This window comes from Myxococcales bacterium, assembly GCA_016706225.1.
In the GTDB taxonomy this organism is placed as follows: domain Bacteria; phylum Myxococcota_A; class Polyangia; order Polyangiales; family Polyangiaceae; genus JADJKB01.
The window spans coordinates 217,029-233,858 of the sequence record JADJKB010000010.1 but is presented as its reverse complement, the minus strand read 5'-3'; the positions used below and the strand labels follow the sequence as shown (position 1 = coordinate 233,858).

General features: G+C 67.1%; 17 protein-coding genes. 5 read left to right on the top strand and 12 right to left on the bottom strand.

The window, feature by feature from the left end; all coding sequences use genetic code 11:
* Window positions 1-6 precede the first annotated feature (6 nt).
* Entirely contained in the window at window positions 7-1,158 is a 1,152-nt protein-coding gene (locus IPI67_18940) for a hypothetical protein (GenBank protein ID MBK7582269.1), read from the bottom strand.
* A 313-nt stretch (window positions 1,159-1,471) separates the two neighbouring features.
* Between IPI67_18940 and IPI67_18935 the strand changes: the two genes are divergently transcribed.
* Entirely contained in the window at window positions 1,472-1,723 is a 252-nt protein-coding gene (locus tag IPI67_18935) for a hypothetical protein (GenBank protein MBK7582268.1), read from the top strand.
* 106 nt (window positions 1,724-1,829) lie between these two features.
* Here IPI67_18935 and IPI67_18930 read toward each other — a convergent pair whose 3' ends face one another.
* The 11 genes from IPI67_18930 to IPI67_18880 form a co-directional block, all read right to left on the bottom strand.
* Window positions 1,830-5,330: a hypothetical protein gene (locus IPI67_18930; protein ID MBK7582267.1), complete on the bottom strand. Its 3,501-nt coding sequence runs from the start codon at window positions 5,328-5,330 to the stop codon at window positions 1,830-1,832.
* 183 nt (window positions 5,331-5,513) lie between these two features.
* On the bottom strand, window positions 5,514-6,083 hold the full coding sequence (locus tag IPI67_18925; GenBank protein ID MBK7582266.1) for a hypothetical protein: 570 nt from the start codon (window positions 6,081-6,083) through the stop codon (window positions 5,514-5,516).
* Window positions 6,084-6,267: 184 nt separating this feature from the next.
* Window positions 6,268-7,314: a hypothetical protein gene (locus tag IPI67_18920; GenBank protein MBK7582265.1), complete on the bottom strand. Its 1,047-nt coding sequence runs from the start codon at window positions 7,312-7,314 to the stop codon at window positions 6,268-6,270.
* Window positions 7,315-7,428: 114 nt separating this feature from the next.
* Window positions 7,429-8,358 carry a sugar kinase gene (locus IPI67_18915; GenBank protein ID MBK7582264.1) on the bottom strand — a complete coding sequence of 310 codons (930 nt, stop codon included), beginning with the start codon at window positions 8,356-8,358 and terminating at the stop codon, window positions 7,429-7,431.
* The gene (gene mtnP / locus IPI67_18910) at window positions 8,355-9,221 is read right to left on the bottom strand and encodes an S-methyl-5'-thioadenosine phosphorylase (GenBank protein ID MBK7582263.1); all 867 of its coding nucleotides are present in this window, start codon (window positions 9,219-9,221) and stop codon (window positions 8,355-8,357) included. The genes IPI67_18915 and mtnP overlap by 4 nt, the downstream gene beginning before the upstream one ends.
* A gap of 49 nt (window positions 9,222-9,270) precedes the next feature.
* Window positions 9,271-9,909 (bottom strand): guanylate kinase, encoded by a 639-nt coding sequence (gene gmk, locus IPI67_18905; protein MBK7582262.1) that lies wholly within the window; start codon window positions 9,907-9,909, stop codon window positions 9,271-9,273.
* Entirely contained in the window at window positions 9,899-10,771 is an 873-nt protein-coding gene (locus IPI67_18900) for a YicC family protein (GenBank protein ID MBK7582261.1), read from the bottom strand. Before IPI67_18900 ends, gmk begins: the two co-directional genes overlap by 11 nt.
* On the bottom strand, window positions 10,768-11,730 hold the full coding sequence (locus IPI67_18895) for an SDR family oxidoreductase (GenBank protein ID MBK7582260.1): 963 nt from the start codon (window positions 11,728-11,730) through the stop codon (window positions 10,768-10,770). Before IPI67_18895 ends, IPI67_18900 begins: the two co-directional genes overlap by 4 nt.
* A gap of 3 nt (window positions 11,731-11,733) precedes the next feature.
* Entirely contained in the window at window positions 11,734-12,243 is a 510-nt protein-coding gene (locus IPI67_18890) for a DUF507 family protein (GenBank protein ID MBK7582259.1), read from the bottom strand.
* A gap of 216 nt (window positions 12,244-12,459) precedes the next feature.
* Window positions 12,460-13,575, bottom strand: coding sequence for a TIGR04552 family protein (locus IPI67_18885; GenBank protein ID MBK7582258.1), 1,116 nt, complete (start codon window positions 13,573-13,575; stop codon window positions 12,460-12,462).
* Entirely contained in the window at window positions 13,572-13,760 is a 189-nt protein-coding gene (locus IPI67_18880) for a hypothetical protein (GenBank protein MBK7582257.1), read from the bottom strand. The genes IPI67_18885 and IPI67_18880 overlap by 4 nt, the downstream gene beginning before the upstream one ends.
* A gap of 311 nt (window positions 13,761-14,071) precedes the next feature.
* On the opposite strand from IPI67_18880, the gene IPI67_18875 reads away from it, so the two are divergent.
* From IPI67_18875 to IPI67_18860, 4 genes are read left to right on the top strand one after another with little or no spacing between them, the layout of a single operon-like run.
* Entirely contained in the window at window positions 14,072-14,560 is a 489-nt protein-coding gene (locus IPI67_18875; GenBank protein ID MBK7582256.1) for a hypothetical protein, read from the top strand.
* Window positions 14,557-15,321, top strand: coding sequence for an SH3 domain-containing protein (locus IPI67_18870; GenBank protein MBK7582255.1), 765 nt, complete (start codon window positions 14,557-14,559; stop codon window positions 15,319-15,321). Before IPI67_18875 ends, IPI67_18870 begins: the two co-directional genes overlap by 4 nt.
* A 3-nt stretch (window positions 15,322-15,324) precedes the next feature.
* Window positions 15,325-15,561, top strand: a complete 237-nt coding sequence (locus tag IPI67_18865) for a DUF4266 domain-containing protein (GenBank protein MBK7582254.1) — start codon at window positions 15,325-15,327, stop codon at window positions 15,559-15,561.
* Complete coding sequence (locus tag IPI67_18860) at window positions 15,561-16,826, top strand: DUF3570 domain-containing protein (GenBank protein ID MBK7582253.1); 1,266 nt, start codon at window positions 15,561-15,563, stop codon at window positions 16,824-16,826. Before IPI67_18865 ends, IPI67_18860 begins: the two co-directional genes overlap by 1 nt.
* The last annotated feature ends 4 nt before the right edge of the window (window positions 16,827-16,830 follow it).

The following is a 16,830-nucleotide window of genomic DNA, read 5'->3' as shown; positions in this document are numbered from 1 at the left end:
GCCGGTTCAGCGTTTCAGGTGCGCGGCCAGCTGCGACAACATCGCGTCGGCTCGCTCGGGATCCAGGGCTCCGATGCAGATCCGTCGCCCCTTTTTCGGCTCGACGAGCAACCGGCAGCGTCCGCGCACGTTGTCGAAGAGCATGGAGAGCCCGTAGTCGACCGCCAGACCGAGCACGATGATCAGGAGCCCCATGCCGAGCAGGGGAGCGGAACCGCCGGGAACGCGGGCGCCATCGACGAACAGCCCCATGCCGACGTAGCTGCCGAACGCCAGGGCACCGAGGCCCAAGTACAGGCCGAGGCGGGGGAAGCGAATTTCGCGGGTGACCCGCGCGAGATTTGCCATCGGGATCAAGATCTCGCGTTTGCGCAGCACCCTGCCCAAGAGCTCGGTGCGATGGCTCAACTCGAGGCCGCGCTCGCTCACGCGCACGTCGGCGGGTTGCCGGAAGGCCAGCGCGAGTCGGCCCAGCAGACGGGCGCCCCGAGAAACGAGCAACAGGCCGGTGAGCGCCAGGACCACGGTGCCGAAAATGCCGCGGGGGGCCGGTGAGAGCTCCCCTTCCAGTCGTGCGCCGTCGGCGGCGGCGCCGCTGGACAGAAGCGCCCGCACCAGCGGGTCGCGGCTGCGTTCAGAGAGCTCGAGGCGAGCTACGCGCGCGCGGTCGCTGTTCGAGGCGGCGAGCGCCGCGAGCGCAGCCAGGGCGACGCCCGGATCGTCCGCCACGGACGGCTCAGCGAGGCTAGCGAGAGCGCGCCAGAGCACGAGTGACCGCTCGTCGTCGAGCACGGCGTCGACGGCGAGCAGCGGGTTCACGCGGGTGTTGGCCGCGAGCCACGCAAGCTCCTGGGCTCGCGCCCGCTCCGTCTCGGGCGCACTCGGGAAATCGGCGACCACGCCGAGCACGAGCAACACGGCCACCAGAGCCGCTTCCGCTTCGGTGCGCGGTCCGCGTTCGAACACCTCGGCGAGGTTGCCGAAGGGTGTGTCCGACGGCGCGCGCTCCAGGGCGATCTCGGCCCGCGGAAACGCCCGGTCGGCCGACGCCACGGCGGCGGCTCGCGCTCCCCGCACGGCTTCGACCAGCGCGTCGAGCGTCGGATGGCTGCGAAGCTCGCTGGCCACGGTGCGGGGATCTGCGGGGGTGGCGGGCATGCGGTGCTGTTTCCGTATCCGAACGCTCGGAAAACCGCCAGCCATTCGCGAGGCCAGGGCGCCGGGTCGGATTTACCCGCGGTTGCCGCTCGTGGGCGCGGGCCACGGCGGGCCGGTCCCGAGCGCTCGCGAGGGGGTGGCGGCCGGCCGGCCCCCAATTCGGGCGCTGCTCGACGGTCGGCGCCGGTCCGCAACCGCCCCGCGGCGCGGCGCCGGAACTTGGCCCGTGTGCGCCGCTCCCGATACGGCATTGGGCACGCGAGAAAGTCGTGCCCTCGCCGAGGGCCGGCGGCGAAAACTCCGGGAGACGACGATGAGTGCCAAAGCCGAGATGCTCGATACCTTGAGGACGATGCTGCGAGACGTGTTCCGCCTGCGAAATGAAGGCGTTGCCTACGCTCGGCTGTCGCGGGCGCACGGTTATGTCGACGGCTACATGCGGGCGCTGCTCGAGTCGAATGCGTGTGACAAGTCCGAGCTGCTCGCGTTGGTCGCCGAAGAGCGTGCGCGCGTGGACGGACCCGCAACGGTCGACATCACCAGTGCGGCGACCGTCGCCGCCTGAGCAGGCATGTTCGCGTTCCTCGTGTTCTTGATCGGTGCGCTCGCGCGCCTCGTGCCGACCCCCGAGCACTCCTGACTCGGACGGCCGACTACCTGCCCGAGCGGGCTCACGGCGCGACGATGCTGATGTCGCCCTCGGTGCGCGGCTTGGCGCGACGCCACCAGGTCAACACCGAGACCTTGCCGTCGACGCTCAACACCTGGTTGAAGCCGCCGGCGAAATCGCTGACGTTCAGATCCTTCTTGGTCCAGGTGTGGGTCGCTCCTGCGGCCTTGCCCGTGGCCCAGCGTGCCTTGCCCCGCGTCGAATCTTGATAAGCGATCAGCACGTCGCCGCCGCTCGTGACGCTGATGGACGAGTCCACACCGACCACGGCCTGCCCACCGGGTACGACGCCGTCGTCGACGACCTCGGGGGTCCCGACCGTCGTTCCGCCGGTGACCTTCAGGTAGGTCACGGTCTCGTCGAAGCCGTTCAAGTACGACACGTGCCAGTCCCCGGCTGGATCCACGAAGAGGCTCGCGCCGATGCCGACGTCGCCGGTGTCGACCGGACCATTCGCGCCGGTGCCCTGTCCGTCGAGCAGCGTTGCCGCTTGCCACTTGCCGCCCTCTTGTCTGGCGGCCATCAGGTTCCCGTGCACGCGATCGTAGAACACCAGACCGAGGCCGCCCTTGGTCTCGGCCAGTGAGACGTAGAGGCCGGCGGCCTCGGGGAAAGCGTCCGGGTAGTTCTTCGTGAACACCTTCTGACAGCTCTTCTGCCCCGCGTCGTCGAAGCACTTCTGGTCCGTTCCGCACTTGGCGTCGCAGCCCGTCGTCGACTTCGCGCAGGTCAGTGTGTCCGCGCGACAATCCCCGGTTGCGCACAAGAACGCGCGGCACGGGGTCTTGTCGTCCGTGTACACGTCGCTGAAGGTCCAGTCCGTGGGGCCCGCCGGCGTGTCGCTGGCCGCGGTAGCGACGCGCACGCCGCTCTTGCCGCCGCCGTTGCTGCCCGGTTCGATGAACAGATACGCGATCACGGGCTTGCCACCGACCATCATCAGCTTGGCGTAACGTCCAAGATCACTGTTCGGCTTCTGCTGCACCGCGTGCATCGCCCACTGCTTGCCGTCGAAGCTGGCGAACTTCAGGGCGCGGTTCTTGGCGTCGTAGTACGCGACCCGCGGCTGATCTTTGACCAGCGCGATGCTGGTCCAAAGACCGACGTCGTCCCCCGGCTCGGTCAGACCGCCGCGAAAACCGTCGGCGTCGTTGTACGACGGGTCCGGCGGTCCGCCCGCGGTTCCCGGCTCGAGGTCGGGATCCACCGCCGGCAGGCCGTCCACGCTCTGCCATTCCACCTTGGTGCCGTTCCACTTGCCGACGACGAGATCGCCGAAGGGATACTGAGCAGCGCCGTTCTCGACCGACGTGCCGTAGCCAAGGTCGTTGTAGCCCGCGACCCAGACACTGCCGTCGCTGCCCGTGGCCGCCGAGGCGTAGGCGCCCACCAGGCCCGGCTCGAGCAACTCACACGTATCGAGTCCGGGGCAGTTGTCCGTGTTCGGCGGCTTGGTCTTCTTGGTGGTGTCGCTGTCGCTTCCGCAGGAGCACCCGGACCAAGACGACGCGATGCCCATCAGGGCGACGCTGCCGAGCATTCGCACGCGGCGGACGCCGGCGCTCGTCGATTGGTTCCGGCGGCGGCGGCGCAACGACAGGCCAAGGCCCAGGCCGAGCGCGCTGAGGGCGGCCGCCCAGCCGCCGCCCGTGCTCGGTTCACCGGCCAGCCTGCAACCGCAACCGCTGCCCGCACCGGCCAGCGAAGCGTCGCCCTTGCCATTGATGAGGTTGTGCTGTTTGGACGCGACGTTGCCTTCTTCGTCGACGGCCTCGACCCGAACCTGGCGGGCGCCGGTCACCGGTACGGTGGTCAGCGCATCGGCGTTCGCCCACTCGCTGAAAGCCTGGTCGTCGACGGCCCAGCGCAGCTTGACCGCGGATTTTTCCGACACGACGTCCCGCACGTCGACCGCGAGGCTGCCGTCGACCGGACGCTTGGCAAAACTCACGCTGGGTGGAGTCTTGTCGATGCGGACCTCAATCGACGCCGGGGTCCGATCCACGCTGTTCGGCTCCCCGACGATGCGCGAGCGCACCTCGATCTTGTGCTTCATCTGGATCGACAGCTCGGGCCCGCGCACCTTGAGCCAGCGCTCCCGGCTCCAGGGGTGCCACAGCCCACCGTTCAGGCGATACTGCCACTCCATCGCGTGTGAGCCGTCGTCCCGAGAGCTGCCGACGCGCAGCTCGATCTGCGGCACGTTGTCCTCACGGAGGGTGGGCAGCGAGAGGCCCGCGGCCTCGACGCTCTTTTCGCTGACCTCGGCCGTCGTGTCGGCGCCGAGCTCGGGCAAGAGCGGGGTGGGGGTCGCGGGTGCGACCGTGAAGCCGGCGAACAGCGCCAGGTAACGGTCGGTCCCCTTCTCGAGCCTGGTGAGGCCGGGGCTACCTTGCCCCGGCACACTCGGCGGGATGTTCAACGCCAGGCCAAAGCTCGCGAGCTGGGCCGAGAGGTCGATGGGGTTGATGGCGCCGCCGAGAGCGGTGCCGATCTGACTGGCCACGATGTCCGCCAGGCTCTTGGCGGCCTGTTTCTCGTCCTCACGCAAGAGCGAGTTCTTGAGCACGGGGTTCGTGACGGAGACCTTGTCGAGCACCGGCGCGAGCCCCGCCTCCGTGACGTCGAGGTTCACCGGCGCCACGATGTCGAAGCCGGCGGTGAAGGCCCGGATGAAGCGGTCGCTCGACCACACGTAGAAGTCGATCTCGAGTTTGTTCATCGTGACCTTGAGCAGCGGATCCGTCGCGAGATCCGTGCCCTTGCCGACCACGACCGACGGTGGCTCTTGCGGCCGGAGGACGAGCGCCAAGGGTGCGGGGGCCTTCTGCCGCGCCAGGTCCTTGAAGCTCGGAATGAGCAGGCCGATGGTGTCCGAGTTCAGCAGCGAGCCGAGCGTGCCCGAGCCGATGCCGAGGCAGAGCGCACCGCTGTTGTAGATCGCGCCGAGCGCGTAGTTCAGATAACGCTCACTCACCGCCAGCCCGAAGTGCGGACCCGGGCCGGTCCAGTTGGGGAGGCCGTTGTCGATCAGCTTGGTCGGGTCTTGAAGCTCGTCCGGAACCGGAATGTTGGTCGGCTTGGTGAGATTGGCGATGGGCACACACTGGGTGATGGGTTTGGGCTCGGCGCCGCCCATCATGCCGAGGGTCATGCCGCCCCCTGCGGGGTTGAGATCTCCCCACGCGAAGCCCGAGCCGTCGTCCCGCGCGCCCTCGCCGCCGACGGCCGCGAGGAAATCGAAGCCGCCCTTCGTGCCAGGCGAGAGGCTCGACAGGGCTGACGAGAGATTGATGTTGCCGTCGATCCCCAGCGCCACGCCGACACACTCAGCCGTCGAGTTCGGGCACTTGCCGGTCCCGTCCGGGGTGCAGAAGCGGCACACGTCGCCCGCGTCCGGATACGAACCGCTCGGGCACAGAACCCCGGTCGCGACGTCTTGCTTGGTGCACAGCTGGTCTTCGACGGTGCCGGTCAGGGTGCCGGTGAGGCCGCCCAGCAAGCTGTTGATGAGCAGCGGTTTGACCAGGTTGATGATGGTGTCATCGAAGCCCGAGCCGCAGAACTTGATGCCGTTGCCGATGGCGGTGTTGTTGATGTCCAGCTTGAGGATCTTGACCTTGGTGTAACCCCTGCCGAGCCCCGTGCGTCGGGTCCTTGTCGACCTCGAGCGAGATGTCGACGGTCACCGGGATGTCGGCGAATTCCTTGGGGCTGCAGACTCCCCCTTGGTCAAGACGACCTCGCTGTTGACGAAACCCGCGACTCCGGTGCCCTTGAGCGGGATCTTCTGCAGCCGCACTGCCAACGTCCCGCCGACCTTCAGGTTGTGCGGCGCTGCCGTGGTAATCGTGAGCTTGGCTTTGCCGAGATCCGCCTCGACCACACACTCCGGCGGGTTGGCGTTGGGTTTCGGTCCGTCGGGGCAGATCTTCACGGTCCCCAGCTTGGCGCCGAAGATCGGATCCTTGATGTCGCTCTCGCTCGGCGGGACCTCGAAGGTCACGACGCCTGCTGCGACCTGGCCGGCTCCGCCGAGCAACGAGGGCGCGAGCCCTCCGATGTTCTGTGCGATGAACTCCAGGCCGGTCTTGGTGACCCGGACGCTGGTCGCGTTGTCGATGCGGCTCTCTTTCGGGAAACCGGCGGGGAGGGGTGTGACCCCGCAGCCGGAGCAGCTCGAGCAGCTGCCGGCGCAGCCGCCGAAGATCACCAAGAAAAGAATGAAGAGAACGTGGGTGGACCAACGCGGCATAAGGCTCTCCCGTGTGCGGCTCCCGGCCGCTCGCGGCGCCCCGAAGCGGACGACGCCCCGGAGTCTAGCCCGAAATTCGGCGCCGGGGTCGCCGGGTTAGCTCAGGCGGCGCCTCTCGTGTCGCACAAGGTGCGCGGACGGCGGCCCCAAACCGCAGCCGACGCCGGCGGATCCGACGACTCGACTAGCAGCCGCCCTTGGTCGCGTCGTAGACGCCCTTGATGTTGATGGCCTGAGCGGCAAAGTCGATGACCAGCTTCCAGGAGTCCTGACAGCCACCGGCGCTGTTGGTCGCCGCGCACCAGTCACCCTTCGGCAGCGCGCCGGATGCAGCGAACCCCTTGCTGGTGGCGCAATTCTGGGCGGTGCCTTTCCATTTGGCCGTGTCGCCGCTGAGCACGACGCACAGGCTCTCACCGAGGGACACGACCATGACGTCATCGGCCTCTTCGACCGTGATGTAACCCTCGTAGCGCCCGGCCGGCTCCCACGCGAACTCACCGTCCGTCGGCTGGCAGGAGAGCCCCTTGGACAGCTTCTCTGCCGCGTATCGCCCGACGCAGTTTTTGTCCGCGCTGAGCTTGGCGGTGAACGTCATCTCGTGCAGTGGCACGAGCACTGCGTCCTCGGCGCCGGCCTTGTCCGCGAGGAAGATCGGCATGACGAATGAGTCGAGCTTGCCTTCGAGCTGCCCGCCGCTCTCGGTGTACGGTGTCACGTACTGCTTCACCTCGAGCCCCGAGGCCGGGTCCTTGAAAGCGGCCCAGCAGGTGCCGTCGATGGCGGAGCCGATCAGCGCCTGGGGCACACCGCCGCCGAGCGTGAGCTCCTTCTTGTCGGTGTCGAGCTGCATCAAGAAGTTGAACTGGCCCGAGCCGTCGAGGTTGCAGTTCGGCTCGACCAGCGCGCTCTTCTTCGTGATGATCGAGTCCTGCACGAAGGGCGCTGCCAGCGCGCTGGGGCTCTGGACCTGGTGTGAGGTCATGCGCAGCATGGCGATGGCACCGGACGAGAAATCCGCCTTGGCCATGCACTCGTTGCCGGGGCCCTCGGCGCCCGTCGCGTAACAGGAGGCATCCGTGGGTGTGCATTCGCTCGCCCCGCCGCCGGTGCCGCCGCCCCCGGAGCCGCCCGAAGAGGTCTTGCCCCCGCCGTCATCGCCGCCGCAACCGCCAACCAAACCACCACCGAGCACCGCCATGCTGGCGAAACAAAGCCATACGAATCGCATTGATTCCTCCCGCGCGCCTGCCTTTGCTTACAACAAGCCCCCGCGCCACGCCACCGGCATTCAGCCGAAACAGGCCGTGCGCTCCACGCTCGGCTCGCCTGCCCGGCGCAAGTCTCAGTGGCCGAAGTGGACCAAGAGCCGCAGATCTTCCAGCCGGCGAGCGACCTGGTCTTTGTCGAGAGAGAGCAGGCGGGCGGTGCCGACGCCCTCGACGCAGAACGAGGCCACGGTCGCCGCGACCATGATCGCCCGTCGAAAGGCCGAGCCGTCCAGCGTTCCCTCGCGCGAGAGGTAACCCATCAGTGCACCGGCGAAGGTGTCGCCCGCTCCGGTCGGATCGATCTCTTCTTCCAGCGGGTAGGCGGGAACGAAGAAGATGCCGCTGTCGTCGAACAACATCGCCCCGTACTCGCCCCGCTTGACCACCAGCCGCTTCGGGCCCATCGCGCGGACACGGGCGGCGGCTCGCTTGATGTTGTGCTCGTCCGCCAGCTCCCGCACTTCTTCGTCGTTGATCACCAGGAGATCGATCTTGGCCAGCATCTCGAGCAGGGTCGGACGCTCGCCACTGATCCAGAAGTTCATCGTGTCGGCTGCGACCAGCTTCGGGCGGCCCACCTGCGCCAGCACCTCCAGCTGCAGGCTCGGGTGAATGTTGCCGAGCAAGAGATACGGGCTCGCCCCGAAGCTCGCCGGCAGCTTGGGACGGAAGTCGGCGAACACGTTCAGCTGGGTGTCGAGCGTCGTGCGGCTCGCCAGGTTTGCCGCGTAGCGCCCCGCCCAGCGGAACGTCTTGCCCGTTGCCCGCTCGATGCCCGTCGTGTCGATGCCCCGGTCGTCGAGGCGCTGGAGAGCTTCGGCTGGAAAATCGTCACCGACCACCGCCACGACGCGGGCCTCGCTGAACAATCCTGCCGACAGCGCGGCGTACGTTGCCGAGCCCCCGACCACGTCCTTGACGTTGGCACTCGGCAGCTCGAGGTCGTCGAACGCCATCGACCCGACGATCAACACCGGGTCCTTCGAGCGGGTAGCTTGGATCATGATTTTCCCAGGTGTTTTTCGATCAAGAATCCGAGCCGCGCGCGGGCTTCGGGGCTGATGGCGCTCGCCGGAGTCAAGATGGCGTGGGCCAGCGCGTTGGCGGCTGTGCTCTTCGACGGGTCCGGCAGCGAGGCCGCCAGCTCGACGACGATGCGTTGCGCGAGCTCCGCGTTGGCTTTCAACACCGCCAACACCGCCGCGACGTTCACGTCCTCTTCCGACTCGTGCCAGCAGTCGTAGTCCGTGGCGAGCGCGAGCGTCGCGTAGGGCAGCTCCGCTTCACGCGCCAGCTTCGCCTCGGGCATGGCCGTCATGCCGATCACACTCACGCCCCAGCTGCGATAGAGAAGACTCTCGGCGCGCGTGGAGAACTGCGGCCCTTCCATGCACACGTAGGTCCCGCCGACGTGGACGGTGCCGCCGGCCTTCTTCGCCGCCTTGGCCAGGGCGTCGGCGAGCGCCGGGCACACCGGATCACCGAAACCGACATGCGCGGCGACGTCGTCGTCGAAGAAGGAGCTCACGCGGCGCTTGGTCAGGTCGATGTACTGGTCGACCACGACCACGTGCCCCGGCACGATCTCTTCTTTCATCGAGCCCACGGCGGACAGGGACACCACCTGGGTAGCGCCGAGCAGCTTCAGCGCCGCGATGTTCGCCCGATAGTTGATCTTGTGGGGCGGCGTGCGGTGCCCGCGCCCGTGTCGTGGCAAGAACAGCAGGTCGGTGTCACCCGACCGGCTGCGGATGATCACGTCGCTCGGCGCCCCAAAGGGCGTGGCCACGTGGTGTTCGTCGCGCTTGTCCAGGCCCGGGATCTCGTAGATCCCGCTGCCGCCGATGACTCCCAGGACGTGCTGCATCGGGTTGGGCCCGTACCAGGGCAGGCGGCCCGCGGCAACGCGCTCGTCGTCAGCCCGGCTTCTTCGGCCCGAGGCTGCGCTCTTCGAACAGGAGCGCCTCCGCCCGGCGCGCGGCGCGCATGCGTCGACACTCTTCGGCGCGGAAGATCCCCACCAAGTTCAGGGTGGACTCTTCCAGCTCGTCGTTGACCAGCAGGTAGTCGAAGAATCCGTAGTGTTCGATCTCGGTGCGAGCCACGCGAAAGCGCCGCTCGACGGTGGCTTCGTCTTCGGTCGCGCGACCGCGCAAGCGCCGCTCGAGCACTGCCATGCTGGGCGGCAGTATGAAAACGCTGACGGCGTTCGCGTGCACACTCTTGATCTGACGCGCGCCTTGGTGGTCGATGTCGAAGATCAGGCCCCGGGCGCCTCGGGCGTTCTCGACTTCCTTCTTGCTCGTGCCGTACAGATTGCCGTGGACCTCGGCCCACTCCAGGAACTCGTCCAGCTGAATCAAGCGCTCGAAGGTCTCGCGACTGACGAAATGGTATTCGCGCCCGTCCTCTTCGTTGGGGCGCCGCAGCCGTGTCGTGTGGGAGACCGAGAAGCGCAGGTTCGGGATGCGCTCGCGCAGGCGTGTCGTCAGAGTGGTCTTGCCGGCGCCCGAGGGCGAAGAAATGATGATGAGGAGTGGATCGTCACTCGACATTTTGCACTTGCTCCCGCATTCGCTCGAGCTCGCTCTTGAGCTCCACCACCTGCTGCGCGACGACGCTGTCCTGGCTCTTGGACCCGACCGTGTTCACCTCGCGTCCCATCTCTTGTAGCAAGAAGTCGAAGCGGCGCCCCACCGGTTCCTTGCTGGTCAAGAGCGAGCGCGCCTGAGCGGCGTGGCTCTCGAGCCGGACCAGCTCCTCGGTGATGTCGCTTTTGTCGGCCATCATCGCCAGTTCGGCCTCGAGGCGACCCGTGTCCACCGAGACGCCCGCGTCGGCGATCAGGCGTTCGACCCGGGTTCGGATGCGGGCGTGGTGGTGCCGCAGCAACTCCGGCCCTCGCTCGCTCACCGCCCGAGCGATGGCCTGCAGCTTCTCGAGTCGCTCTCGGAGCTCGCGGCAGAGCGCGGCGCCCTCTTTTTCCCGCATGTGATCGAGCTCGACCAGGGCCGCGCCGAAACCCGCGCTGAGCGCCTCGCGCAGCAGCTCGGGATCGACCGTCGGGGGCGCGCTCGCGACGTTGGGCAACGCGAGAGCCGCCGTCAACGGCAGGTCGGTCCCCGGGGCGAGCTCGTCTCGAAGCTGGCTGAGCTCGCGGTACGCGGCCCGTACGCGGTCCTTGTCCAAGCTCGCCACCGGCAACGCGCTGCCCTCGAGCCGGACTCCGATGTCGTAGCGACCGCGGCTGAGTTTGTCCCTCGCCAGCTGCTCGACGAAGAAGGTGTGATCCACAATTTCGGTCGGCAGCCGCACCCGAACGTCGAGAAACCGATGGTTCAGCGAGCGGATCTCGAAACCGAGCCGGCCGTCGCCGAGCGGTGCGCCGCCGACGCCGAACCCGGTCATGCTCTTCATGCAGCGCCTCGCCCCGCCGCCAAAGTCTTCAGGTAACCAGCCGTGGCCGGAAGTCCGTCTTCCCAGCGCACCTTGGGCTCGTACCCGAGCAGCTCCCGAGCGCGCGTGATGTCGGCGAGGGAGTGGCGCACGTCGCCCTGGCGTGGGGGGTCATGGTTCACCTGGGGTGGTGAGCCGAGCACACCACCGATCTGTTCGATCAGCGCGTTCAGCGAGACCCGCCGACCCCCGGCGATATTGATCACGTCGCCCGCCAACTTGCGCGGGGCGTTCGCCGCGAGCAGGTTGGCGCTGACGGCGTTGTCGATGAAACAGAAGTCCCGCGTCTGTTCGCCGTCGCCGTACACACTGAGCGGTTGGCCGCGGAGCGCGGCCCAGAAGAATCGGGGAATGGCCGCGGCGTAGGCGCCATCGGGGCGCTGGTTGGGGCCGAACACGTTGAAGTATCGCAGGCACACCGTCTCGAGGCCGTAGAGCGAGGAAAACACGCGCATGTACAGCTCGTCCGCGACCTTCGTCACCGCGTAGGGTGAGAGCGGCGCGGTCGGCATGTCCTCGTGTTTTGGCAGGGTAGGGGTGTCCCCGTACGCCGACGAAGATGCCGCGAACACCACCCGCCGGACGCCAGCGTGGCGCGCGGCGTCGAGCACGGTGACCGTGCCGTTCGTGTTCACCGAGTCGCTCACCACCGGCGTTTCGATGCTGCGCGGAACCGAACCGAGCGCGGCCTCGTGAAAGATCACCTCGACCCCGTCCACCGCGGCTTTCACTGCGGCGGCGTCTCGGATGTCGGCGGTGACACACTCGACCGACGCGGAGTCGGCGAGCTCCCCCAGGTTCTCCCAGAACCCGGTCGAGAGGTCATCGATGACCCGCACTCGCTCCCCGGCCTCGGCCAGGGCCCGTACCAGATTGGACCCAATGAAGCCGGCGCCGCCGGTCACCAGATACCGCGCCATGGCTCAGAGCCCCTTGCGGCGCTTCATGTCTTCCATCATGCGCCGGTATTCGACTTCCCAGAGCGCGCTGCCCTCTTCGACGTGTTTGAGCTGAGCCCGCACTTCTTTGTGCAACTCTTCCTCGTCGCCCAGCTGGCGCCGCAACGGTTCGCGCATGCGCCGCCTGAGCTCGTAGTCTTCCGCGAAGACCTCCGCCACGTTCTGCGAGTGCATCAGCATCTCGATCAGCTGATCGAGCAGGTAGTCGATGGCCTCCTCGCCCAGCTTCAGCTTGCGCTGGTCGGCGATCAGGCGGCGGATCTTGCCGAGATCGGTCTGCGGCAGGTTGCGGGCCGCCAGCATGTCTTTGGCCTTCTCTCCGACCTCGTGCTCGTCTCGAATGTACTGGTTCAGTACGGCTTCGATGTCCAAGCGCATCTCGGCTGGGGCGTCGGTTTCCACGGCTTTGTCACGGGTCAGCGAGCTGACCATCTCGGCGGCAATCTGTGACACCCGGGCGGTGTGGATGCGCATGGCGGCCGAGTCGTAGCACTAGTCACCGAAGCTTGGCACGAGCAGATCGGCATCGGGACGCCGATTGTCGCCGGCACGGTCCCCGTGGGCGGGCGGCGAGCGGGGCGTCCGCCCGGCGCGTGGCCTCCTTGGGTCAAGGTGGCGCGCGCGGTTCTCGGCGGCTTTCATGGCATGGCTGGCAAAGCGGCCTCGGCCGCAAGACCGAGCGCGCTGGGCTCAGCGGCGGCGTTTGGGCTCGCGGGTCGGGCGCCCGCCGAGCCGCAGTCGATGCATCACCGCGGCGCGCTGCCTGAGTTTGTAGGCATCGTGGCTGGCCTCACCGGACTCGTTCATCTCTTCGGTCTCGGCGTCCAGGAGCTGAAACTCGCACAGCATGTAGACCACTGGCCCGAGGTTCTCGCAGCCGGCCGGCGCGAGCTCCATCAGGTGCTGCGGAACCCGGAGCGGTACGTCGGCCACGAAATGGATCACGCGGTAGGTCGGCGCGCTGAAGCGATTGTCACCGGGGGTCAGCTGATCGTCGATGTTGCCCTGGAAGCGCTCGACCATGCGCGCCAGGTGAGGTTGCTTTTCGCAGAAGCTGCGGAAGTGGAAGATGGTGTTCGTGCTCTCGTCCGGCACGACGTAGTTGAACGGGAACAAGCGCTCTGACAGGTAGTTGAGCACGGGCAGCAGGTGCTCCCGGGTCCGAGTCACGATGCGGAAGCGCAGCTTGTCGTAGAGCGCCGCCGACGTCGCCTCGGGCTTCGACAGCAGCTTGGTGTAGGTCGAATCGAGGTTCTTGCGGCCGCCGACGAACTCCGTGATCGGGAAACCCTCGCTCAGCATGGTCCCGACCACGCGATACACCTTCTCTTCGATGAAATGGAAGAGCTCGCGATCACTGACGGGCAAACGGAACAGCAGCTCGCGCCCTGCCATGTGATTGATGATGTGCACCGTCTTCAGGATGGTGCAGGCGCACAGCTGGCGGTGGCCCTTGCCGGAGGCGAGCAGCAGCAGGTCTTCGAGCGAGGCCTGCTCGACCGGCTTCGGGATCGCAAACGCGAACGTCCGGCGCAGGTAGTTGATGGCCTCGTGCTTGACGTGCTCGATGTAGGCGCCGTCCAGGGCAGGGTCGAGGTCGTGGTTGAGGAGCAGCTGGTGCGCGGCCTCGCGGCTCTCGAGGTTGAGGCGGTGCCAATCGATCACCGAGTCGCCGTACAGAATGACGCGCAGCGCTTCGACGTCGTGCAGCGTCAGCTCCTGCACGGTCTTCAGGCGTGGTAATCCCACGGCCGACGGGCGCTCGCCGGACTCCGGGGCGCTTTCGTTTTCGGAGCTCTGCTTCAGGTGCTGGACTGGGGGGAAGCGGCACGGCCCACTGCGGGTCGCCTGAGCGTGAGAGTGCCGAAGAAAATCCCCAGAGTCAGCCCCAGAACGGCGAACTGGGCGCCCATGAGGCCGGAGCCCAAGAGGAGCACGAGCGGGATCAGAGCAACCAGGTAGAGAACCGGCGATTTGACCATCAACAGCATGTGGGCGCGTCCAGTGAGATCCCCCGAAAAAACCGGCCCAACGCGGCCGGCGGCGCAGCAAAGTCGGATGTCTGGGCGCGGGGTCCGGTTGCCCGAACCGCGCAAGCTCAAGAGGTAGGATACAGTAAGACCGTGTAGGTAATCCTGCCACTCGGATGGCTGATGGGGCAAACTGTTAGTGGGACCTGGGACCCGGCTCAAGCCTGATCCGACACGGGCACTTATTTATGTGGGAGGTGCTCGCACCGCTCCGAGCAGGGGCTGAAGCGGAAGCTGTCACCGTGCGCCCGCGTTTGTTAGCTTCCCGTGCCGTGAAGCCGTCGCTGCCATGGATCTTTTGGGTCGCGCTCCTGCCCGCGCTCGCGGCGTGCACGACCGTGGAGCCCGGGCAGGACTTCAACATTGCCGACGTGGTGTACGAAGAGAACTTCTACTACTGCAGTGTGGAGCCGCAGTTGTTCGCGTTCAAATGCGGACCGGGCGATCCCGGCAAAGGCGACGGCAATGGCAGCTGCCACTTCAACGTGACCAGCTTCCGCATGACCGACTACACACCCTTGGTGGGCGACAGCTGCACTTCGCCGACCGGGATCCCGACCGGCCCCATCGCTCCACAAGCGAAGACCAACTACGCGGCAGCACAAGCAAAAATGCAGCTCGATCCAAAGCTCGCTCCGCTCCTCAACCGGCCCATCGGCAAGAGTGCGCATCCCCGGGTTGTGTTCGACCTCTCGCAGGCCGCGGATCAAGCGGCGGCCAAGGTCATCGAAGACTGGGCTACCAAGTTCTCCACGCAATGAGGTCGCTCCCATCACTGGCCGCGCTCCTGTCGCTACTGTTGGCGACCGCATCGCTGCACGCTGCCGACGAAGACGAAGACGTCGACGCATTCGCGAAGGTGGTGACCGCGGAAGCGGAGCTGCGCTCTGGCCCTGGCGTGTCGCACCGGGTGATCTACGTCGCGACTCGGGGTGAGACCTTCCTGATCGAGGGGCGCGAGAGCTCAGGGTACTGGCTCAAGGTCGCCATGCCCGACGGCCGAATTGCCTACGTGCTCGGCGACACGGTGGAGGCGGTCGCCGCCGGGCCGGACGCCCCCGAAGGCTCGGTCAAACCCGGCTTTTTTGCGCCCCCTGCGCTGCAGACCGCCCACGGCGGGTTTGCGATGATGGCCGGGTTGTTCGACCACGACGGCTACGTGGAGCTGCGCCCGGCTGGGGTGCTCGCCCCCGCCATTGCCATCGAGCCCTACGTCGGTCTCGCGCTGCAGAAGGACTCGCGCCGCTACGTGTACGGCGTGGGTGCGACGCTGATCTTGATGCCCGACTGGCCGGTCGCGCCCTTCGTGCACATCGGCGGGGGGGGCATGCACGAGAAGCCGAACGACGAGTTCGTGCGCAGCGAGGCGGACTTCTTCCACGCCCGCGCCGGCGGCGGGTTCCTGCTGTCCCTGCGCTGGCGCATTCTGATCCGCGCCGAGGCCAACAACACCATCCTCTTCACTGAGGATTCGTACACAAACGTGCAGACCTACTACGGGGGTCTAGGGACCTACTTCTGAGCCATGAAGAACGCGCCCACATACACGCGAGCCGTCCTCACCGTCGTCCTCACGTCGATGCTGATCACCCTGGGGGCCTGCGCGACCGTTCGGCCGGAGCAGCGGTCCATCTTGGCCGATCCAGTCATGCAGTTCGAGGCCGACTCACCCAAGGAAGCGCAGCTCCAGCACGTGCTGGAGAATCGCGAGGGCTCCATCGGCGGCGGGTCAGTCAAGGGAGGCGGCTGCGGCTGTAACTGATGCTTCGTCGCCGTCATCCCCTCAAGGCCTGCCGCGCTGGCCTCCGCCCGAGCGTGCTCGGCCTCGGGCTCGTGCTCCTGGCAGGCGCAAGGGCCCAGGCTCAGGTGGTCGAGGTCGAGCTGAACGGAGCCGCATTCCAGGAGCCGAGCGAGAAGAGCGCGATGACCGTCTACAACCCCGGCGCAACGCTGACCGCGCTGCCCTGGGATTGGTTGAGCCTCGGCGTTCACTACGAGGCGGACATCGTGACGGGGGCGACGGAGCCGGTGAAGGCCGGCCCGCTGTCGAGCCCCGACGTGATTTCCCAGGCGTCGATCACGGACATTCGTCACGTCGTATCCGGGAGCTTCACGCTCTCGCGCAAGAACACCTCGCTCACCGCGGCGTACAGCTACGCCGCCGAGTCCGACTACAAGTCGCAGTCCATCGCGGTGATCGCGGGCACGGACTTCTTGCAGAAGAACACCCGGCTCGAGCTGTCGTATGCGCGCGGTTTCGACAAGGTCTGCAACGTCAGCTACCCGCCCAACCGTGACCCCTCGGTGCGCACGCCGCTGGATAGCTCGAGCGGCTGTTTCACCTCCGACAAGAAGCGCCAAGAGCTCGACATCGATCTGGATACGTTCAGTGCGGCGTGGACGCAGGCGTGGACGCCCGTGTTCACGACCCAGGCAATGTTCACCTTCGGCTTGAACCATGGGTTCCTGGGCAACCCCTACCGCGGCGTCGTCGTGGGGGCGTCCGGGCAGGTCGCGCAGGAGCACCACCCGGAGGATCGCGCGCGCTTCGCCGGCGCGATCAAGGCCAAGTACTTCCTGCGGGGGCTGGACATGATGGTCGGGATCGGGGCGCGCGGGTACCGCGACACCTGGGACATCCTGAGTCAGACCTACGAGCTAGAGGCGGAGCGCTACATGCTGCCGTGGCTCCGGGCATCGGTGAAGCTGCGTTATTACAACCAGACGGGCGCGCTGTTCTGGAGCGACGACTACACCGGTGGTGAACCCGCGACCGGCCCGCGGGGGCAGTACTGGTCCGGAGACCGCGAGCTGTCTCCGCTCAAGAGTTACCTGGTCGGCGGCGGAGTCCTGGCCAGCTGGAAGGGCACGCGGGAGGAGCGCCTGGCGGGCATGCTGCTGGATTTTTCGACCGGTGCCAGCGTCGACGTCATCAAGACCCAGCTCGAGGACTTCACTCTTGCCGGCACCGCCCCGGACGACACCATGGCCTACGTGCTCGGCCTCAGCGTGCACGGCGGCTTCTGAGCGA